Below are 23,370 nucleotides of genomic sequence, written 5' to 3'. Positions count from 1 at the left end.
CTGGAGACAAAGGCAGATGTCCGGCAACGAAGCCAAGCTCCGTGAGTACCTCAAGTTGGTCACCGCCGACCTCCAGGAGACCCGTCAGCGCCTGCAGCGGACCGAGGCCAAGAGCCACGAGCCGATCGCCATCGTCGGCATGGCCTGCCGCTTCCCCGGCGACGTCACCTCCGCCGACGACCTGTGGCGGCTGGTCGCGGAGGGCGGCGACGGCATCACCCCCTTCCCCGTCAACCGGGGCTGGGCCGAGGACCTGTACGACCCCGACCCGGACACACCCGGCAAGAGTTACGTCACCGAGGGCGGCTTCCTGCACGACGCCGACCGGTTCGACGCCGAGTTCTTCGGCATCTCACCGCGCGAAGCACTAGCCATGGACCCCCAGCAGCGGCTCCTGCTGGAGACGGGCTGGGAAGCGTTCGAGCACGCGGGGATGGCCCCCGGCTCCCTGCGCGGCAGCCGCACCGGCGTCTTCGTCGGCGCGTCGAGCTTCGGCTACCTCACCGACATGCTGAACGTCCCCGAACAGGTCAGCGGCTTCTCCCTGACCGGCAACGCCACCAGCGTCCTCACCGGGCGCCTCTCCTACACCCTGGGCCTGGAAGGCCCCGCGGTCACCGTCGACACGGCCTGCTCGTCGTCACTGGTCGCCCTGCACCTCGCGGTCCAGGCACTGCGGAACGGCGAGTGCGACCTCGCCCTGGCGGGCGGCGTCACCGTCATGCCGAGCCCCGGCGTCTTCGTCGAGTTCAGCCGCCAGCGCGGTCTGTCGGCCGACGGCCGCTGCAAGGCCTTCGCGGCCGCAGCGGACGGCACCGGCTGGTCCGAGGGCATCGGCGTGCTCGCCGTGGAACGCCTCTCGGACGCCCGCGCCAAGGGCCACCGCGTCCTCGCCGTCGTCCGTGGCTCCGCCGTCAACCAGGACGGCGCCTCCAACGGCCTCACCGCCCCCAACGGCCCCTCCCAGCAGCGCGTCATCCAGCAGGCGTTGGAGAGCGCCCGCCTCACCCCGCGCGACGTGGACGCGGTGGAGGCCCACGGCACGGGCACGACGCTGGGCGACCCGATCGAGGCACATGCGCTGCTGGCCACGTACGGCCAGGAGCGCTCGGCGGAACGGCCGTTGTGGCTGGGGTCGGTGAAGTCGAACATCGGTCATACGCAGGCCGCCGCGGGCGTCGCGGGCGTCATCAAGATGGTGATGGCGATGCGGGCGGGCGTACTGCCCCGCACCCTGCACGTGGACGAGCCCACCCCGCACGTGGACTGGACGGCCGGCCACGTCTCCGTGCTCACCGAACCGCGAACCTGGGACGCGGCAGAGGAGGGCGGGACGCGACGCGCGGCGGTGTCCTCCTTCGGTATCTCCGGGACGAACGCGCACGTGATCCTGGAGGAGGCACCCCCAGAGCCGGCGCCGGAGCCGGTGGTCGCCGCCGGTGCTGGGTGGCCTGTAGTGCCCTGGTTGGTGTCGGGGCGTACGGCGGGAGCGTTGGCTGCGCAGGCGGGTCGGTTGGCGGGGGTGTCGGGTGAACCGGTGGATGTGGGGTGGAGCCTGTGGGCTTCGCGTACGGCGCTGGAGCATCGGGCGGTGGTGTGGGGGCGGGAGCGCGCCGAACTGACGGCTGGGCTGGGGGCGCTGGCGTCGGGTGCTGTCGCGGGTAATGCGGTGTCGGGTGCGGCTGTGGCGTCGGGTGCGCCGGTGTTCGTGTTTCCGGGGCAGGGGTCGCAGTGGTTGGGGATGGGGCGGGGGTTGTTGGAGTCCTCGCCGGTGTTCGCGGCGCGGATCGGGGAGTGTGAGGCGGCGCTGGGGCCGTTCGTGGACTGGTCGTTGAGCGAGGTGCTGACCGGTGACGATGACGGGTGGATGCAGCGGGTGGACATGGTCCAGCCGGTGTTGTGGGCGGTCATGGTGTCGCTGGCTGCTGTGTGGGAGTCCTTCGGTGTGACTCCGGCGGCTGTCATCGGTCACTCGCAGGGGGAGATCGCGGCTGCTGCGGTGGTCGGTGCGCTGAGCCTGGAGGACGCGGCTCGGGTGGTCGCGCTGCGTTCAGCTGCGATCCGGGATGAACTGGCCGGTCGTGGCGGGATGTTGTCACTGGCGACCGGTCCGGAGCAAGTGGCGGCGTGGGTGTCGTCGTATGGCGACCGGGTCTCGATAGCCGTCTACAACGGCCCCGATGCCACCGTCGTTGCCGGTGATCCGGAAGCCCTGGAGGAGATCGCTTCGGTGGCGGAGGTCGCTGGTGTTCGTGCGCGGCGGGTTCCGGTCGATTACGCCTCGCACTCCGCCCATGTGGAGGACATCAGGGCCAAGCTGCTGGAAGCCCTCGCCCCGGTGGCACCGCAGACCTCCCGCATCCCGCTCATCTCCACCGTCACCGGTGCCGTGTTGGACAGCGAGACCATGGGTGCCGCGTACTGGTACGAGGGCCTGCGCCAGCCGGTGCGCTTCACCGAAGCAGTTCAAGTCGCCCTGGAACAGGGCCACTTCCGGCACATCGAGATCAGTGCGCACCCCGTCCTCAGCACGGCCGTGCAGGCCATCGCGGAGGCGGCGGAGAAGCCGGTCACCGTCGTCGGCACCCTGCGACGGGACGAGGACGAGAGTGCCCGCCTCATCGCGAGCGCCGCCGAACTCTGGGTCCACGGCACCGACATCGACTGGTCGGCGGTCTACGCCGGCCGTGCCGCCACCCGGGTCGATCTGCCGACGTACGCCTTCCAGCGGGAGCGCTTCTGGCTGGAGTCGGCCGGCTCCGCGGGTGACCCCGCCGAGTTGGGTCTCGGTGCCGCAGGGCATCCGCTGCTCGGGGCGGCCGTCAGTCTCGCGGCGGACGGGGGACTGGTGCTGACCGGCCGGCTCTCCACCCGGACCCATCCGTGGCTCGCCGATCACACCGTCGCGGGCACTGTCCTCTTCCCCGGCACCGGCTTCGTGGAACTGGCGATCCGCGCCGGGGACGAGGTGGGCTGCGGGCATCTCACCGAACTCACCCTCCACGCCCCGCTCCTCCTCCCCGAGAGCGCGGGCGTGCAGGTCCAGGTCGTCGTCGCGGCCCCCGACGACACCGGCCGCCGGGCCCTGAGCGTCCACGCCCGGCCCGAGACCGACGCCACCGTGGACACGCCGTGGACCCGCCACGCCGAGGGCGTCCTCGCGGCCGCGACCCCCGTCGCGCCCGAGCCCGAGGCCGAGCTGACCGTCTGGCCTCCGCAGGGCGCCGAAGCCGTCGACCTCGCCGCCTTCTACACCGAGGCGGAGGCGGCCGGGTACGGATACGGCCCCGCCTTCCGCGGTCTGCGCACGGCCTGGCGGCTCGGCGACGCGGTCTACGCCGAAGTGGAACTGCCGGAGGAGCAGCACGCGGACGCCGCCCGCTTCGGTGTCCACCCGGCTCTGCTGGACGCGGCGCTGCAGGCGATCGGCCTCGGCCGGTTCGGCGGGGACGACGGCCGGGACGAGGGTGTGGTGCGGCTGCCGTACGCCTGGTCCGAGGTGGCGCTGGCGGCCGTAGGAGCGGCGGCGGCCCGGGTACGGCTGCGGCCGGTGGGTCCGGACGCCGTGACCATCGACGTCGCCGACGCGGCGGGCCGCCCGGTGGCTCGCGTGGGTTCCCTGGCGCTGCGACCCGTGCGCCCCGAGCTGGTGGCGGCGGCTGTATCGCCGAGCAGCGACGGCCTGTTCGCGCTGCGGTGGAGCTCCGTACCGGCGGTGGCGGCCGAGACTTCGGCCGCTTGGGCGGTCGTCGGTGACGACCCCCTCGGCCTGGCCGCCGCCGTGCAGGTCGCGGGCGTGGCCGTCGACTCGTACCAGGATCTCGCCGGGCTCCGTGAGGTCGTGGAGGCCGGGGTCCCGGCCCCGCGCACGGTCCTGTACGTGCCGCCCGCCGCGTCCGGCGCAGGGCTCGCCCGGGACGCGGAGGCGGTGACGGCCGCCCTGCTCGCCCTGCTCCAGGAGTGGCTCGCCGACGACGCGCCGGCGGAGTCCCGGCTGGCCGTGGTCACCCGGGGCGCGGTGGCCACCCGGACCGACGAGGACATCCCGGACCTGGCGGCGGCCGCCGTCTGGGGGCTGGTCCGTACCGCCCAGACCGAGGCGCCGGGCAGGTTCCTGCTGGTCGACCTCGACCCCGGCGAGCAGGCGGTCGACGAGGTCACCGACGCCGTCGCCGCCGCGCTGACCGCGGACGAGTCGCAGGTCGCGGTCCGCTCCGGCGAGGTGCTGGCACCGCGGCTGACCCGTGCCGACACGGGCGGCGCACTCGTGCCCCCGGCCGGCGAGCGGGCCTGGCGGCTGGACACGGCCGCCTCCGGCACCCTGGAGGGCCTGCGGCTGCTGCCCGCTCCGCAGGCGGCGGCCGAACTGGCCCCCGGTGAGATCCGGATCGGGGTCCGCGCCACCGGCGTGAACTTCCGGGACGTGCTGATCGGGCTGGGCATGGTGCCCGGCCAGACGGTCATGGGCAGCGAGTGCGCGGGCGTCGTGCTGGAAGTGGGCGCGGAGGTCACCCGCTTCGCCCCGGGTGACCGCGTCGTCGGCATCGTCGACGGCGGCTTCGGCCCGCTGGCCGTGGCCGACGCGCGCATGGTGGCGCCGGTGCCCGAGAGCTGGTCGTACGAGCAGGCCGCCTCCGTGCCGGTGGCCTACCTGACCGCCTACTACGGGCTGATGGACCTCGGAGGCATCGGACCGGGGCGCACCGTCCTCGTCCACGCGGGCGCGGGCGGCGTCGGGATCGCCGCGATCCAGCTCGCCCGGCACTTCGGCGCCGACATCCTCGCCACGGCCAGTCCCGGCAAGTGGGACGTGCTGCGCGGCCTGGGGCTCACGGACGACCGGATCGCCTCCTCCCGGGATCTCGAGTTCAGGGAGAAGTTCAGTGCCCAGCGCGTGGACATCGTTCTCAACTCCCTCGCCCGCGAGTTCGTCGACGCCTCCCTCGACCTGCTGCCGCGCGGCGGACGGTTCCTGGAGATGGGCAAGACCGACAAGCGCGACCCCGAACAGGTGGCGCGCGATCACGCGGGCGTCGTCTACCGGGCGTACGACCTGAAGGAAGCCGGAGCGGAGCGCTGCGGCGAGATGCTGGCCGAGGTGCTGGAGCTGTTCCGGCGGGGCGCGCTGCGGCCCATGCCGATCACGACCTGGGACGTCCGGCGCGGGCCCGAGGCGTTCCGGCACATGAGCCAGGCCAAGCACACGGGAAAGGTGGTCCTCACCGCGCCGCCCGCCCTCGACCCGGACGGCACGGTCCTCATCACCGGCGGCACCGGCACGCTCGGCTCGCTCCTCGCCCGCCACCTGGTCACGGACTATGGCGTCCGCAACCTCCTCCTCACCAGCCGCACCGGCCCGGCGGCACCGGGAGCAGCCGAACTCATAGCCGAGCTGGGCGAGTTGGGGGCGACCGCGACCGTCGCCGCCTGTGACGCAGCCGACCGCGACCAGCTCGCCGCCCTCCTGGACGGCCTGAACCTGACGGGTGTCGTCCATGCGGCGGGCGTCCTCGCCGACGGCCTGGTCACCTCCCTCACCCCGGACCAACTCGCCGCCGTCTGGCGGCCCAAGGTCGACGCCGCCGTCAACCTCCACGAGCTGACCCGCGACGCCGACCTCGCCCTGTTCGTGCTCTACTCCTCCGCCTCCGGCGTCTTCGGCGGGCCCGGACAGGCCAACTACGCCGCCGCGAACGTCTTCCTGGACGCGCTCGCCCAGCACCGCCGCGCCCAGGGACTGCCCGCCACCTCCCTCGCCTGGGGTCTGTGGGCACAGGCCAGCGCCATGACCGGACACCTCGCCGACACCGACATCAACCGGGTCGCGAAGAACGGCTTCGTCCCTCTCACCGACCGGACCGGCATCGCCCTCTTCGACGCCGCCGCCGCCCGTGACGAGGCCCACTTCGTCGCCGCCCAGGTCGACACCGCCGCCCTGCGCGCCGCCGTCGCCGGAAGGCCGGTGCCGCCGCTGCTCCGCGGCCTCGTGCGCGGCACCGCCCGCCGCACCGCCGAGACCGGGGAGGCGGACCGCACCGGCTCCCTCGCCGGACTCGCCGCACGGATCGCCGCGCTGGCGCCCGCCGAACGCGAACGTCACCTGCTCGACCTGGTCCGCTCCCATGTCGCCGCCGTCCTCGGCCACACCACCCCGGGCTCCGTCGACGCCGAACGCCCCTTCAAGGACCTCGGCTTCGACTCCCTCACCGCCGTCGAGCTGCGCAACCGCGTCAACGCGGCCACCGGTCTGCGCCTCCCGGCCGCCCTCACCTTCGACCACCCCACCCCGGCCGCGGTGGCCCGCCTCGTCGCCGGTGAGCTGTCCGGCGTACGGGACGACTCCGCCACCGCCCCCGTCACGGCGGCGGTGCCGGACGAACCGATCGCGATCGTCGGCATGGCCTGCCGCTTCCCCGGCGGCGTCGGCTCGCCCGAGGACCTGTGGCGCCTCGTCGGCGACGGCCGCGACGCCGTCACCGTCTTCCCCGCCGACCGCGGCTGGGACATGGAGTCGCTCTACGACGCCGACCCCGACGTCCGCGGCAAGACCTACCTGCGCGGCGCCGGACTGATGGCCGACGTCGCCGGGTTCGACGCCGAGTTCTTCGGGATCTCACCGCGCGAGGCCCTGGCCATGGACCCGCAGCAGCGGCTCGCGCTGGAGGTCTCCTGGGAGGCCGTCGAACGCTCCGGCATCGACCCGGCCTCGCTGCGCCGCAGCCAGACCGGAGTCTTCGTCGGGGCACTCAACTCGGAGTACCTCTCCCGGCTCGACTCGGTCCCCGACGAGGTCGAGGGCTTCCTCGGCACCGGCAACATGCTCAGCGTCACCTCCGGCCGCATCGCCTACCAACTGGCCCTCGAAGGCCCGGCGGTCACCGTCGACACGGCCTGCTCCTCCTCCCTGGTCGCCCTGCACATGGCCGTCCAGGCGCTGCGCAGCGGCGAGTGCGACATGGCCCTCGCCGGCGGGGTGACCGTCGTCTGCACCCCGGCCGGATTCGTCGAGATGAGCCGCCAGCGCGGCCTCTCCCCGGACGGCCGCTGCCGCGCCTTCTCCGCCGACGCCGACGGCTTCGGCCCGGCGGAAGGCGTCGGCATGCTGCTCGTGGAGAGGCTGTCGGACGCCCGCGCCAACGGCCACCGCGTCCTCGCGGTCGTCCGCGGCTCGGCCGTCAACCAGGACGGCGCCTCCAACGGCCTCACCGCCCCCAACGGCCCCTCCCAGCAGCGCGTCATCCGCCAGGCACTCGCCGCCGCCGGGCTGACCGCCGCCGAGGTGGACGCGGTGGAGGCACACGGTACGGGGACGACGCTCGGTGACCCGATCGAGGCCGCCGCCCTCCTGGCCACCTACGGCCAGGACCGGGACCCCGACCGGCCGTTGTGGCTCGGCTCGATCAAGTCGAACATCGGGCACACGCAGGCCGCGGCCGGTGTCGCGGGCGTCATCAAGATGGTGATGGCGATGCGGGCGGGCGTACTGCCCCGCACCCTGCACGTCGACGAACCCACCCCGCACATCGACTGGACGGCAGGCGGCCTACGACTGCTGGCCGAGGAGCAGGACTGGACGGCGAACGGCCACCCCCGCCGGGCCGGAGTGTCGTCCTTCGGGATCTCGGGAACCAATGCCCACGTCATCGTAGAAGAAGCCCCGGAGGACACCCGGGCCGAACCGGCGCCCGTCGTGGTCGCCGGTCCCGAGGGCCTGTCCGTCTCGCCCGTCGTGCCGTGGCCGCTCTCCGCCCGCAGCGCGGCAGGACTCACCGCCCGCGCCGCCTCCCTCGCCGAAGCGCTCACGGACGCCGACCCCGTCTCCGCCGGCTGGACGCTCGCCTCCGGCCGCTCCCCGTGGGAACACCGTGCGGTCGTCTGGGGAGGGGACACCGGTGAGCTGACCGGGGGCCTGGCCGCACTGGCGTCGGGTCGGGTGACGGGGAACGTCGTCTCCGGTGTGGTGGGTTCAGGCTCCGGCGCTGTGTTCGTGTTCCCGGGGCAGGGGGCGCAGTGGCTGGGGATGGGGCGGGGGCTGCTGGAGTCCTCGCCGGTGTTCGCGGCGCGGATCGGGGAGTGCGAGAGAGCGCTCGGGCCGTACGTGGACTGGTCGTTGACCGAGGTGCTCACCGGCGACGACGACGCCTGGATGCAGCGGGTCGACATGGTCCAGCCGGTGCTGTGGGCGGTCATGGTTTCCCTGGCGGCTGTATGGGAGTCATTGGGCATCGAGCCCGCTGCCGTCATCGGCCATTCGCAGGGGGAGATCGCGGCTGCGGTGGTGGCTGGTGCGTTGAGTCTGGAGGACGCCGCCCAGGTGGTGGCGCTGCGGTCCGCCGCGGTCCGGGACGAACTGGCCGGCCGTGGCGGGATGCTGGCGCTGGCGACCGGCCCGCAGCAGGCATCGCAGTGGGTGTCGTCGTATGGCGAGCGGGTCTCGATAGCCGTCTTCAACGGTCCCGATGCCACGGTCGTTGCCGGTGATCCGGAAGCCCTGGAGGAGATCGCCTCGGTGGCGGAGGCCGCTGGTGTACGGGCCCGGCGGGTCCCGGTCGATTACGCCTCGCACTCCGCCCATGTCGAGGACATCAAGGCCCAACTCCTCGACGTCCTTACGCCGGTGACACCGCAGACCTCCCGCATCCCGGTGATCTCCACCGTCACCGGCGAGGTGTTGGACACGACGACCATGAACGCCTCGTACTGGTACGAGGGCCTGCGCCGTCCGGTGCGCTTCACCGAAGCAGTCCAAGTAGCCCTGCAACAAGGCAATTACACCCTCATCGAGGTCAGCGCCCACCCCGTGCTCACCATGGGCGTGCAGGCCATCGCCGAGGCGGCGGAACAGCCGGTCACCGTCGTAGGCACCCTGCGCCGGGACGAGGACGAAAACGCCCGCTTCCTCGCCAGTGCCGCCGAACTCTGGGTCCACGGCACCGACATCGACTGGTCCGCCGTCTACGCCGGGCGCCCCGTCAATCGCGTCGACCTGCCCCCGTACGCCTTCCAGCACCAGCGCTACTGGCTGGAGGCCAGCGCCACCACCGCCGATGTCAGCGGCGCAGGTCTGGCCACCACCGATCACCCGCTGCTGGGTGCCGCCGTCAGTCTCGCCGCGGACGGCGGGGTCGTGCTCACCGGGCGGCTCTCCACCCGTACCCACCCCTGGCTCGCCGACCACGCCGTCGCCGGGACGGTCCTGCTGCCCGGTACCGGGTTCGTCGAGCTGGCGATCCGGGCCGGGGACGAGGTCGGCTGCGGGCACCTCGGCGAACTCACCCTGCACGCGCCCCTGGTCGTCCCGGCGGACTCGGGAGTGCAGGTCCAGGTGGTCGTCGGAGCGCCGGACGAGGGCGGGGTGCGCGAACTGGCCGTCTACTCCCGGCCCGAGGGCGCCGAGCACGACCATCCGTGGCTGCGGCACGCGGAAGGGCTGGTGAGTGCGGAGCCGGTCGATCCGGCGTCCGCGATCGACCTCACCGCCTGGCCGCCGCCCGGCGCCGAGGCGGTGGACGTGTCGGCGTTCTATCCGACGGCCGCTGCCGCGGGATACGGCTACGGGCCCGTCTTCCAGGGCCTGCTGGCCGTCTGGCGGCGGGGCGAGGAGGTCTTCGCCGAGGTCGCCCTGCCGGAGGAGGAGCACGCCTCGGCGGCCCGCTTCGGCGTTCACCCCGCGCTGCTCGACTCCGCCCTGCACGCCATCGGTTTCGGCTCCTTCGGCGGCGATCCGGCCGCGCTGCGGCTGCCGTTCGCCTGGACCGGTGTCTCGCTGTTCGCGGGCGGTGCCGAGCGGCTCCGGGTGCGGATCGCCGCGGCCGGGGAGGACTCCCTGAGCGTTCAGGTCGCCGATGTGACCGGCGCTCGCGTGGCCGCCGTGGACTCACTGGTGCTGCGGACCGTCACCGCCGATCAACTCGCCGCCTCCGAGGCGCCGGAGGCCGACTCCCTCTTCGTCGTCGACTGGATCCCGGTGCCGGTGCCGGACGGCATACGCGCGGACCGCTGGGCGGTGCTCGGCGACACGGTGCCGTTGCCCTCCGGCGCGGTCGCGCACCACGATCTGGCGGCGCTGCAGGCGGCCGTCGAGGCGGGCGCGCCGGTTCCCGAGGCGGTTCTCTGGTCGCCGCCCGCCCCCGGTGCCGGTTTCCCGGCCGACTCGGCTCGGCAGGTCACCGCGGACGTCCTCGCCCTCGCCCAGGAGTGGCTGGCGGACGAGCGGCTGGCGGACTCCCGGCTCGCCGTCGTGACCAGGGGCGCGGTCTCCACCGGCCGGGACGCCGACCTCACCGACCTGGCCGCCGCGCCCTCCTGGGGCCTGATCCGCTCCGCCCAGTCGGAGAACCCGGGCCGCTTCCTCCTGCTCGACCTGGACCCGGCGGAGGAACCCGGCGGCGCCGCCGTCGCAGCGGCGCTCGCCGCCGCCCTGGCGGCCGACGAGACCCAGGTCGCCGTGCGCGAGGGCACCCCGCTGGTGTCCCGGCTGGTGCGCCCCGGAGGATCGGACGCCCTGGTCCCGCCCCCGGGCGCCGCCTGGCGGCTGGACACGGCCACCTCCGGAACCCTGGACGGGCTGACCCTCCTGCCGTACCCGGAGGCCACCGCGCCGCTCGCCGCCGGAGAGGTCCGGGTCTGCGTCCGTGCCGCGGGCGTCAACTTCCGCGACGTCCTGATCGGCCTCGGCATGGTCCCCGGCCAGACCGTCATGGGCAGCGAGGGCGCCGGAGTCGTCACCGAGGTCGGGCCCGGCGTCACGCGGTTCGCCCCCGGTGACCGGGTCCTCGGCCTCATGGGCGGCGCCCTCGGCCCGCTCGCCGTCACCGACCAGCGGGTCCTGGCCCCCGTACCGGAAGGATGGTCGTTCGAGCAGGCGGCGTCCGTGCCGGTGGCGTTCCTGACCGCGTACTACGGCCTGGTCGACCTCGGCTCCGTGAAGGAGGGCGACTCCGTCCTGGTGCACGCGGGCGCGGGCGGCGTCGGAATGGCCGCGATCCAGCTCGCCCGGCACTTCGGCGCCACCGTCCTCGCCACCGCCCACCCCGCCAAGTGGGAGGCGCTGCGCGAACTCGGTCTGCCGGACGAACGGATCGCCTCCTCCCGGGACCTCGACTTCCGCGACACGTTCAAGTCGGCCACCGGCGGTTCCGGCGCCGACATCGTCCTCAACTCCCTGGCCGGCGAGTACGTCGACGCCTCCCTCGACCTGCTGCCGCGCGGCGGCCGGTTCCTGGAGCTGGGCAAGACCGACCGGCGTGACCCCGCCCGCGTCGCCGAGGACCACCCCGGTGTCTCCTACGCGGCCTACGACCTCGCCGACGCCGGGGCCGGCCGCATCGGCGACATGCTCACCGACATCCTGCGGCTCTTCGCCACCGGAGCGCTCCGGCCGCTGCCCGTGACCACGTGGGACGTCCGCAGGGCCCCGGTGGCGTTCCGGCACATCAGCCAGGCCCGGCACACCGGCAAGGTCGTCCTCTCCATGCCGCCGGTCCTCGACCCCGACGGCACCGTCCTGATCACCGGCGGCACGGGCACCCTCGGCTCCCTCCTCGCCCGCCACCTGGTCGCCCGGCACGGCGTACGGAACCTGATGCTCACCAGCCGGCAGGGACCGGACGCCTCCGGCGCCGGTGACCTCCTGGCCGAACTGACCGAGCTGGGTGCCACCGCCGAGATCGTCGCCTGCGACACGGCTGACCGCGAGCAACTGGCCCGCGCCCTCGCCGCCGTACCCGCCGCGCATCCGCTCACCGGCGTCGTCCACGCCGCCGGGGTCCTGGCCGATGGTGTGCTCGCCGCGCACGGGCCCGAGACGCTGGCCCAGGTGTGGCGTCCCAAGGCGGAGGCCGTCATGCATCTGCACGAGCTGACCCGCGACCGCGACCTCGCCCTGTTCGCGCTCTACTCCTCCGTGGCCGGGATCGGCGGCGGCGCCGGACAGGCCAACTACGCCGCCGCCAACACCTTCCTGGACGCCCTCGCCCACCAGCGGCGCGCCCAGGGACTGCCCGCCCTCTCCCTCGTCTGGGGCCTGTGGGAGCAGGCCAGCGCCATGACCGGCCACCTCGACCGCACCGCCGCCGACCGGGTCCGTCAGAACGGACTGGTCAAGCCGATGGACAGCGACACCGGCCTCGCCCTCTTCGACGCCGCCCGCCGACTGGACGAGACCCTGGTCCTCCCCGTCCGGCTCGACCTGCCCCTGATGCGGGCCCGCGCCCGCACCACCGCCGACGTCCGCCCCCTGTTCCGCGCCCTGGTCAAGGTCAGCGGGCGGGGCCGCGCCGCCGACACCCGGTCGACCGCGGACGGCGCCGCCGCCCTCACCGCCGCCCTCGCCGGACTCAGCGCCCCCGAACGCGAGCACCACCTGCTGGACCTGGTGCGCACCCACGCGAGCGCGGTCCTCGGCCACACCGGCCCCCGGGCCGTCGAAGCCAACCGGCCCTTCAAGGACCTCGGCTTCGACTCCCTGACCGCGGTCGAACTGCGCAACCGGCTCGGCGCCGCCACCGGCGTCCGCCTCGCCACCACCGTGGTCTTCGACCAGCCCACCCCGCTCGCCCTCAGCCGGCACCTCCTCGCCAAGGTCGCGCCGGACACCGGAACCACCGCCGCACCCGCCGCCCCGGACCAGGAGACCGGGGACGCCGAACTCGGCCGCGCGCTCGCCGCCATCCCGCTCCACCGCCTCCGCGAGGCGGGCCTCGCCGAGACGCTGCTGCGGCTCGCCCGGGACGAAACCGCACCGAACACCCCCAGCGACGACGACGGAACCACCGAAGCCATCGCGGACATGGAGGTCGACGACCTCGTCCGGATGGCCCTCGGGGATGCCGACTCCGACTGCTGAGACGACAGACCCGAGAAGACGGAGGCGACATGACCACCGCGCACGGAAATGACAGGAACGACAAGGTCGTTGCCGCCCTGCGCGCCTCGCTGACCGAGGCGGAACGGCTGCGCAAGCAGAACCGGCAGCTCCTGGCGGCCGCCCGGGAGCCCATCGCGATCGTCGCCATGGCCTGCCGCTACCCCGGCGACGTCCGCTCGCCCGAGGACCTGTGGCACCTCGTGGAGACGGGCACGGACGCCATGTCCGCCTTCCCCGCCGACCGCGGCTGGGACCTCGACACCCTCTACCACCCCGACCCGGACCGCCCGGGCACCTCCTACGTCCGCGAAGGCGGCTTCCTCCACGACGCCGCCGACTTCGACGCCGACCTCTTCGGCATCTCCCCGCGCGAGGCGCTGGCCATGGACCCGCAGCAGCGGCTGCTGCTGGAGACGTCGTGGGAACTCCTCGAACGGGCCGGCGTCGACCCGGCCCGGCTGCGCGGCCGACCGGTGGGCACCTTCGTCGGCGGCGGCCACTCCGGCTACGGCGTCGGAGGCGCCCGCCTCCCCGAGGGCGCCGAGGGATACGCCCTGACCGGCAGCACCTCCAGCGTCATGTCCGGCCGGGTCGCCTACACCTTCGGCTTCGAGGGCCCCGCCGTCACCGTCGACACCGCCTGCTCCTCCTCCCTGGTCGCCCTGCACATGGCCGTCCAGGCGCTGCGCAGCGGCGAGTGCGACATGGCCCTCGCGGGCGGCTCCGCCGTCATGCCCACCCCGTTCACCTTCGTCGAGTTCAGCCGTCAGCGCGGGCTGGCCGCGGACGGTCGCTGCAAGTCCTTTGCTGCGGCTGCGGACGGCACGGGCTGGGGTGAGGGCGCGGGCGTGCTGCTGCTGGAGCGCCTGTCGGACGCGCAGCGCAACGGCCACCAGGTGCTGGCGGTGGTGCGGGGTACGGCGATCAATCAGGACGGCGCGTCCAATGGCCTCACGGCGCCCAACGGGCCGTCGCAACAGCGCGTGATCCGTGCCGCGCTCGACAACGCCGGGCTGACCGCCGCCGACGTGGACGCGGTGGAGGCCCACGGCACGGGGACGACGCTGGGCGACCCGATCGAGGCCCACGCGCTGCTGGAGACGTACGGCCAAGGCCGGGACCCGGAGCGGCCGTTGTGGCTGGGGTCGGTCAAGTCGAACATCGGGCACACGCAGTACGCGGCCGGTGTCGCGGGTGTCATCAAGATGGTGATGGCGATGCGGGCGGGAGTGCTCCCGCGCACCCTGCACGTCGACGAGCCGACCTCGCACGTCGACTGGACGGCAGGCGCCGTCGAACTCCTCACCGAAGGCATCGACTGGCCCGAGACGGGCCGCCCGCGCCGGTCTGCCGTGTCGGCCTTCGGGATCAGCGGGACGAACGCCCATGTGGTGTTGGAGCAGGCACCGGAGGTCGCGGAGGCGGTTGAGTCTGCGCCTCGGGTGGGTGGGGTGCTGCCGTGGGTGTTGTCGGCCGGTTCGGCGCAGGTGTTGGTGGCGCAGGCCGGGCGGTTGTCCGGGGTGGTCGGTGGGCTGGATCCGGTGGATGTGGGGTGGTCGCTGGCGACCGGTCGGGCCGGGTTGGGGCATCGGGCGGTGGTGTGGGGGCGGGACCGTGCGGAGTTGACGGCGGGGCTGGCTTCGGTGGAGTCCAGCGGCGGTGTGGTGCACGGTCGCCTTGCGGTGTTGTTCACGGGGCAGGGGTCGCAGCGGGCGCGGATGGGGGCGGAGCTGGCGGCTGAGTTCCCGGTGTTCGCGCGGGCGTTGGATGAGGTGTGTGCCGGGTTCGAGGGGCTGTTGCCCGGGTCGCTGGCGGACGTGTTGGCGACTGATACCGACATGTTGGACCAGACCGTGTTCACGCAGGCCGGGTTGTTCGCGGTGGAAGTGGCGCTGTACCGGCTCGCTGAATCGTGGGGTGTTCGTCCCGACTTCGTGATGGGGCATTCCATCGGTGAGTTGGTCGCCGCGTATGTGGCGGGGGTGTTCTCCCTTGAGGACGCCTGTCGCCTGGTCGCCGCCCGCGGTTCGTTGATGCAGGCGTTGCCCGGCGGTGGGGCGATGCTCGCGGTGCAGGCCGGTGTCGAGGACGTCCACGCGGACGGGGTTGATGTGGCTGCCGTCAACGGGCCGACCTCGGTGGTGGTTTCGGGAGCCGAGGCGGATGTCGAGGAGGTGCGGGAGCGGCTGACGGCGGCCGGGGTCAAGACGCGGCGGCTGGCGGTCTCGCACGCCTTCCACTCCTCCCTGATGGAGCCGATGCTGGCCGACTTCTCCGAGGTGGCCGCGAGCGTCGACTACGCCGAGCCCCGCATCCCGGTGGTGTCGAACCTCTCGGGCCGGGTGGCGGGCGAGGAGATCCGCACCCCGGAGTACTGGGTACGGCACGTCCGTCAGACCGTGCGCTTCGCGGACGGGATGGCGTGGCTGGCCGGCGTAGGGGTGAACAAGTTCCTGGAGCTGGGCCCCGACGCCACGTTGACCGCGATGGGTGCCGAGAGCGTCGAGGGGCTGTTCGTCCCGGCCACTCGGCGGGGCCATGGCGAGGTGGAGACGTTCACGCAGGGCGTGTCCCGGCTGTGGGCGAGCGGTGTCGACGTGGACTGGGCCGCCCTCTTCGAAGGCCGCAACCCGCACCGCGTCGACCTGCCCACCTACGCCTTCCAGCACGAGCGCTACTGGCTGGAGTCCGCCGGCACCCCCGCAACGGCACCCGAGGACCCCGAGGAGCTCCGGTTCTGGGAGGCCGTGGAGCGGGAGGACGTCGTCGCGGTCGCGGAGGCGGTGGACGCCGGTCACGACGGCACGGATGCCGCTCTGCGCGAGGCGTTGCCCGCGCTCGCCGCCTGGCGTCGGCGTCGGCGGGAACAGAGTGCGGTCGACGGACTCCGCTACACGGTGACGTGGAAGCCCATGACCGGTAGGGAGGTGACGGCCGCCGGGCGCTGGCTCGTTGCCGTTCCCGAGGCCCCCGCAGATCCGGCGTTCCAGGCCGCCGTCCTGGCCGCCCTCACCGCGGCCGGGATCGAGCCGGTCACCCTGACCGTTCCGCTCACCGGCACGGACTGGGCCGAACGGCCCGCCCAGGGCGCCCCGTACACCGGTGTGCTCTCCCTCCTGGGCTGCGACCCCGCCGCCCTCGCCCCCGACGCCGACGGGCTCGCGCCCGCCGTCACCGCCACCGTCGCCCTGCTGCACGCCCTCACCGCCGCCGGGACCGACGCGCCCCTGTGGTGCGCCACCCGGGGTGCCGTCAGTGCCGCACCCTCCGACGCCGCGCCCGACGCGGGCGGCGCCTCGCTCTGGGGGCTCGGCCGGGTCGTAGGGCTGGAGCTGCCCGATCTGTGGGGCGGTCTCGTCGACCTGCCCGCGACGTTGGACGAGCGGACCGGCCGGTTGCTCGTCTCCGCCCTGCGCGGCGCCGGAGGCGAGGACCAACTCGCCGTGCGCTCCTCCGGGTTGCTGGCCCGGCGGCTCGTGCGGGCGACCGGTGGTGCCCGGGAGGAGGGGGAGTGGCCGCCGCGCGGCACCGTCCTGATCACGGGTGGCACCGGCGCGCTCGGCGCCCATGTCGCCAGGGCCCTCGCCGATGCGGGCGCCGACCATCTGCTGCTGCTCAGCCGACGGGGGCCCGAGGCGCCCGGCGCCGACGCCCTCGCCGCCGAACTGCGCGCTACGGGAACCCAGGTGACGGTCACCGCATGTGACGCCGCCGACCGGGACCGGCTCGCCGAGGTTCTGGCCGGAATCCCGGAGGAGCTGCCGCTCACCGCCGTCGTCCACACCGCCGGAATCGTCGAGGACGGCGTGGCGGCCTCCCTCACCGAGGACGCACTGCGCCGGGTCCTGCGTCCGAAGACGGCCGCCGCCCACCACCTCCACGAACTGACGGCACGTCACCACCTGTCGGCCTTCGTGCTGTTCTCCTCCGTCTCCGGCACCGTCGGCACCCTCGGCCAGGCCGCCTACGCCGCCGCCAACGCCTCCCTGGACGCGCTGTCCGCGCGGCGCCGGGCCGACGGGCTTCCCGCCACCTCCGTCGCCTGGGGGCCCTGGGCCGGAGCGGGCATGGCGGGGGAGCAGGTCGTGGAGAGCGGGGTGCGGCGCGCCGGTCTGGTGCCGCTGGACCCCGCGCGTGCCGTGGCCGCGCTGCGCCGGGCCGTGCTCGGCGGCACCGATCCCGCCGGTGCCGTCGCCGTACTGGACGTGGAGTGGGACCGCTTCGCCACCGCCTTCACCGGCAACCGCCCCAGCCCGCTGCTCGCCGACCTCCCCGACGTGCGCCGGGCCCTCGCCGGCCGGGTCGTCGGCGGCGACCGTACGGCCGACGCCGACGACCTCGCCACCCGGCTCGCCACGCTGCCCGCCCGCGACCGGGAGCGGGCCGTGGTGGACGTCGTACGCGGCCATGTGGCCGGAGCGCTCGGGCACGCCTCCGCCCAACGCATCGACCCCGAAAGGCCGTTCAAGGAGCTGGGCTTCGACTCGCTGACCGCCGTGGACCTGCGCAACCGGCTCATCGCCCACACCGGGCTGCGGCTGCCCACCACCCTCGTCTTCGACTACCCCACCACCACCGCCCTCGGCCGCCACCTCCTCACCCACCTCCTGCCGGAGACGGAGGAGAACGGCAGCGCGACAACGGCCACGGGGCCGGGCGGCGACCTCGACGACGACCCGGTCGTCATCATCGGCATGGGCTGCCGGCTGCCCGGCGGGGTCGACTCGCCCGAAGCGCTGTGGGAACTGCTGGCCGAGGGCCGCGACGCCATCACGCCCTGCCCCGACGACCGCGGCTGGGACATCGAGGACTACTACGACCCCGACCCCGAGCGGCCCGGCAGCACCTACGGCCGCGCGGGCGGCTTCATGACCGGCGCGGACACCTTCGACGCCGGGTTCTTCGGGATCTCGCCGCGCGAAGCCCTCGCCATGGACCCCCAGCAGCGGCTCCTGCTCGAATCGAGCTGGGAGACCATCGAAGGGGCCGGGATCGACCCGCACAGCCTGCGCGGCAGCAGGACCGGCGTCTTCGTCGGCCTCGTCGCCTTCGACTACGCCGGCGCCTACGGCCCCGGACAGGAGGACCTGGAAGGCTTCCTCGGCATCGGCAACTCCGCGAGCGTGGCCTCCGGCCGGGTCGCCTACACGCTCGGCCTCGAAGGCCAGGCGCTCACCGTCGACACGGCCTGCTCCTCCTCGCTGGTCGCGCTGCACCTCGCCGCGCAGGCCCTCCGCAGCGGCGAGTGCTCGCTCGCGCTCGCCGGTGGCGTCACCGTCCTGCCCTCGCCCTCCATCTTCCTGGAGTTCAGCCGTCAGCGCGGACTGTCCGCCGACGGCCGCTGCCGCGCCTTCTCCTCCGACGCAGGCGGCTTCGCCCCCGCCGAGGGCGTCGGCATGCTGCTCCTCGAACGGCTCTCCGACGCCCGCCGCAACGGCCACCGCGTCCTCGCCGTCGTCAAGGGCAGCGCGATCAACCAGGACGGCGCCTCCAACGGCCTCACCGCCCCCAACGGCCCCTCCCAGCAGCGCGTCATCCGGGCCGCCCTCGACGGCGCCGGACTCACCACCGCCGACATCGACGCCGTCGAGGCGCACGGCACCGGCACCACCCTCGGCGACCCCATCGAGGCGCAGGCGCTGCTCGCCACCTACGGTCAGGGCCGGGAGGCGGACCGGCCGCTGTGGCTCGGCTCGGTGAAGTCCAACCTCGGCCACACGCAGGCCGCCGCCGGGGCCACCGGCATCATCAAGATGGTGCTGGCGATGCGGGCGGGCGTACTGCCCAAGACCCTGCACGTCGACGAGCCCACCCCGCACGTCGACTGGACCGCCGGTGACGTCGCCCTGCTCACCGAGCCGACGCCGTGGCCGGAGACGGGCCGGGTCCGCCGCGCGGGCGTCTCCTCCTTCGGGATCAGCGGCACCAACGCGCACGTCATCCTGGAGGCCCCGGAACCGCAGGACGCGGCCGGTGCCGTGCGGCCGCCCGGCTCCGGCGAGCCGGTCTGGCGGGACGGGCCCCCGCCGTGGCCCCTGTCCGCACGCGACGCCGACGCACTGCGCGCCCAAGCCGCCCGGCTGGCCGACCACTTGGCCTCCGGTGACGACGACCCGGCGGACGTCTCCTACGCCCTGCTGACCCAGCGCGCCGCCCTCGAACACCGCGCCGTCCTCCTCGGCCGGGACCGCACCGCCCTCCTGGGCGCCGCCCGCGCCCTCGCGGCGGATAGGCAAGCCCGGACGCGCGGCACCCCGGCGGACACCGACGCCGCCGGTCTCGTCGTCACCGGGCGTGCCGGCTCCGCCGGCGGTGTCACGTTCGTCTTCCCCGGGCAGGGCTCGCAGTGGCTCGGCATGGGCCGTGAACTCCTCGCCACCAGCCCCGTCTTCGCCGCCCGCGTCGCCGATTGCGAGGCGGCCCTGGCGCCGTACGTCGAGTGGCGGCTCACCGACCTGCTCAACGGCCCTGCACCCGGTTCCCGTTGGGCGGAGTGGACGGAGCACGTCGAGATCATCCAGCCCGTGCTCTGGGCGGTCATGATCTCACTGGCGGCCGTCTGGGAGGCCCTCGGCGTCACGCCCTCCGCCGTCATCGGCCACTCCCAGGGCGAACTGGCCGCCGCCGTCGTCGCCGGGGCGCTGAGCCTGGAGGACGGGGCCCGCATCAGCACCGCCCGCGCGGCGCTCGGCGTGCCGTTCCAGGAACGCGGCGGCCTGGTGTCCGTCGCCGAGGGCGCCGAGGGAATCACCGCGCGGCTGGCCGCCCGGCACGGCACGCTCTTCGTCGCCGCCGTCAACGGACCCTCCTCCACCGTCGTCGCCGGCACCCACGAGGCGCTGGCCGACCTCATCGCCGAGCTGGAGACGGACGGCGTCTGGTGCCGCCGCGTCGCCCACTCCTACGCCTCCCACTCACCCCACATGGAGGAGATGAAGGAGGACCTGCTCGCCGCCATCGGCACCCTCGAACCCCGGCCCGCCCGCGCCGCCTTCCTCTCCACCGTCACCGGCGGCCCTTACGACCCCACCGCCCTGGACGCCGCCTACTGGTACCGCAACCAGAGCGAGCAGGTCGCCTTCCGTACCGCCGTCGAGGCCGCGCTCGACCTCGGCCACACCACCTTCATCGAGGTCAGCCCGCACCCCGTGTTCACCGCCGCCATCGAGGAAACCGCCGCCGCCGCCGACCGGTCCGCCGCCGTCACCGGGACCCTCCGCCGCAACGAAGGCGGACCCGACCGGTTCGCGACCGCCGCCGCCACCCTCTGGGCCGCCGGAGCCGACATCGACTGGACCACCCTGCACACCGGCCGCGCCCCACGCCGCGTCGACCTGCCCACCTACCCCTTCCAGCGACGCCGCTACTGGCTCACCGCCCCCGCCGGCGCCACGGGCGACCCCGCGGGCCTGGGCCTCACCGACACCGGCCACCCCCTGCTGGGCGCCGTCGTCCACCCCGCCGACGACGACACCCTGCTGCTCACCGGCCGGCTCGCCGCCCACGGCCACCCCTGGCTCGGCCAGCACCGGGTGCTCGACACCGCGCTGCTCCCCGGCTCCGCCCTGACCGAGCTGGCCGTCCGCGCCGGCGACGAAGCGGGCTGCGGCCACCTGCGCGAACTCGTCCTGCGCAGCCCGTTGGTCCTGCCCGAGCGGGGCGGCGTACGGATCCAGGTCACCGTCGGTGCCCCGGGCGCCGACGGCGAACGCACCGTCGCGATCCACTCCCGCCCCGAGAGCGGCCCCGACGACGAGCCCTGGACTTGCCACGCGGAAGGAGTCGTACGCCCCGAGACCGGCTCCGAACCGGAACCGGCGGGCCTGACCACCTGGCCGCCGCTCGGCGCCGAACCCCTCGACGTCACCGGTTTCTACGACACCGCCGAGGCCGCCGGGTACGGCTACGGCCCCGCCTTCCGCGGCCTGCGCGCGGCCTGGCGGCTCGGCGAGGAGATCTACGCCGACGTAGCCCTCCCCGAGACACTCCGCTCCGAGGCCCAGCGCTACGGCCTCCACCCCGTCCTCTTCGACGCCGCCCTCCACGCGGGCGCCCTGACGCAACCCACCGATCCCGCCACGACCGCCCTGGCCTCCGGTGTCACGGCCCCGGCTCCCGCTGCCACGGTCCCGGTCCCCGGCGCCACGGCCGCAGCCCCCGGTGTCACGGCCCCGGCCTCCGCCTCCGGCGCTCCGGTCCCGGCCTCCGGCGTCACGGCCCCGGCCTCCGCCTCCGGCGCTCCGGTCCCGGCCTCCGGCGTCACGGCCCCGGCCTCCGCCTCCGGCGCTCCGGTTCCGGCCTCCGGCGTCACGGCCCCGGCCTCCGCCTCCGGCGCCCCGGTCCCGGCCCTCGGCGTCACCGCTCCGGCCCCCGCTGCCCCGGCCTCCAGCGCCACCGCCCCGGCCTCCGCTGCCACCGCCCTGCGGCAGCCTTTCGCCTGGACCGACGTACGCCTGCACGCCACCGGTGCCACCGAACTCCGGGTCCGCCTCACCCCCGTGGGCCCCGACAGCACCCGGATCCTGCTCGCGGACCCGGCGGGCCGTACCGTCGCCGAGGTCGCCGCACTGGTCCAGCGCACCGTCGACGCCAAGCAGCTCGCCGCCGCGGCCACCGCCGACGACGTCCTCCTCCACATCGAGTGGACCCCGCTGACCGAGCCGGAAACCACCGTGCCCGGCGACGAGTTCGCCACCTGGGCCGTCCTCGGGGACGACCCGCTCGACCTCGCCGCCGCCCTTCAGGACGGCGGCCACCCCGTCAGCGACCACCCGGACCTCGACGGCCTCCTCGCCGTCCTCGACGCGGGCGTACCCGCACCGGAGTGGGTCCTGCTCCCCGCCGCCACCCGCGACCCGGCCGCCCCCACCCCCGCGATCCAAGCCGAGGAGGACCGTGCCGCGGCCCTCCTGGACCGCTGGCTCGCCGACGAACGACTGACCGACATCCGGCTGGCCGTCGTGACCCGCGGAGGCGTCGCCACCCAGGGTTCCGGAACCGTCGCGACCGACCCGGCGGGCGCCGCCGTCCACCACCTCGTCCGCCGCACCCAGGCCGAACACCCCGGCCGCGTCGTCCACCTCGACCTGGACGCCGCCCCGGAACCGGACCTGCCGCACGCCCTGCGCACCGCCCACGCCACCGCGGAACCGGCCCTCGCCCTGCGCGACGGCACACTCCTCGTACCGCGCGCCCGCCGCCTGCCCCTGCCCACCACCGAGGAACACCCGCCCCTGAACGGCACCGTCCTGCTCACCGCCGCAGGCGACGGCGCCCCCGCCGCGGCCCTCGCCCACCACCTGGTGACCGAACGCGCCGTCCGCACCCTGCTCATCGCCGCCCCCGCCACCGACCCCCTCACCGAACTGACCACCGCCCTCGACGCCGACCTGCTCCGCAGCCATGGAGTGACCCTGCAACGGGCCACCGGCGACCCCACCGACCGCGGCTGGCTCGCCGGACTCCTCGACGCCCTGCCCGCCGAGCAGCCGCTCACCGCCGTCGTCGACACCGCGGCCGACCCCACGACCACTCTCCACCTGCACGAACTGACCACAGACCGCGCCCTCGGGGCCTTCGCCGTACTCGCCGCCGCACCCGACGCCCGCCTCACCGCCCTGGCCCACCACCGCCACGCCGCCGGACTCCCCGTCGCCCTCGTCACCAGCGCCCCCTGGGACCGCCGTACGAAGGCACCCGCGGCACCCGAACCGGACCCGGCCCCGCAAGCCGCGCCCCCGTCCGCCGCCCGCGTCCTCGCCGCCGCCCTCCACCTGAGCCTGCCGCCGCTCGTCACCACCCGGCTCGACCCGACGGACCTGCGCCGCCACGCCGCCGCCGGCACCCTCCCCCCGGAACTGCGGGAACTCGTACCCGCCGGCCCGACCCGCCGCCGCGGCGCCGCGGGCGCGGCCCAGGGCACCGACCCGGACGGCGGCGACGCCCTCCTCACCAGGCTCGCCGGCCTCACCGCCGACGAACGCCTCCGCCACCTCACCGACCTGGTACGCCGGGAAGCCGCCGCCGTCCTCGGCCACGACTCCGCGGACGCCGTCGACGCCCAACGGCAGTTCAAGGAGGTCGGCTTCGACTCGATGATGTCCGTCCAGCTCCGCAACCGCCTCGGCGCCGAGACCGGTCTCGACTTCCCGGCCACCCTCGTCTTCACCTACCCCGCCCCCGCCACCCTCGCCGCCCACCTCGACGAGCGGCTGCGCCTGGCCGACAGCGGCCCCGCCACCGACCGTACCGACCGCGTCCTGGCCGAGATCGAACGGCTCGACACCGCCCTCGCGGCCGTCGAGACCGACCTCACCGACCACGCCGCCCGCGCCCGCGTCGTCAAGCGTCTCCAGTCCGTGCTCTGGCGATGGACCGGCAACACCACACCCACGGGCGACAGCCCCGGCGAGGGCGTCATCGACGACACCGCCCTCGACTCCGTCACCGACGACGAGATGTTCGACCTGATCGACCGCGAGCTTGGAGCCTAGGAGTAACCG

The 23,370-nt window shown here is 74.5% G+C and carries 2 protein-coding genes; both read left to right on the top strand.

Annotation, left to right across the window (positions count from 1 at the left end; all coding sequences use genetic code 11):
• Positions 1-16: 16 nt before the first annotated feature.
• The gene (locus ACWD11_RS30045; protein ID WP_451286743.1) at positions 17-12,847 is read left to right on the top strand and encodes an SDR family NAD(P)-dependent oxidoreductase; all 12,831 of its coding nucleotides are present in this window, start codon (positions 17-19) and stop codon (positions 12,845-12,847) included.
• Between the two features lie 29 nt (positions 12,848-12,876).
• Positions 12,877-23,361 carry a type I polyketide synthase gene (locus ACWD11_RS30040; protein WP_451286741.1) on the top strand — a complete coding sequence of 3,495 codons (10,485 nt, stop codon included), beginning with the start codon at positions 12,877-12,879 and terminating at the stop codon, positions 23,359-23,361.
• Positions 23,362-23,370 lie beyond the last annotated feature (9 nt).

It is taken from the genome of Streptomyces sp. NPDC002776 (genome assembly GCF_053592195.1).
The sequence above is the reverse complement of the archived record's forward strand: the minus strand, read 5'-3'. Positions and strand labels throughout refer to the sequence as shown.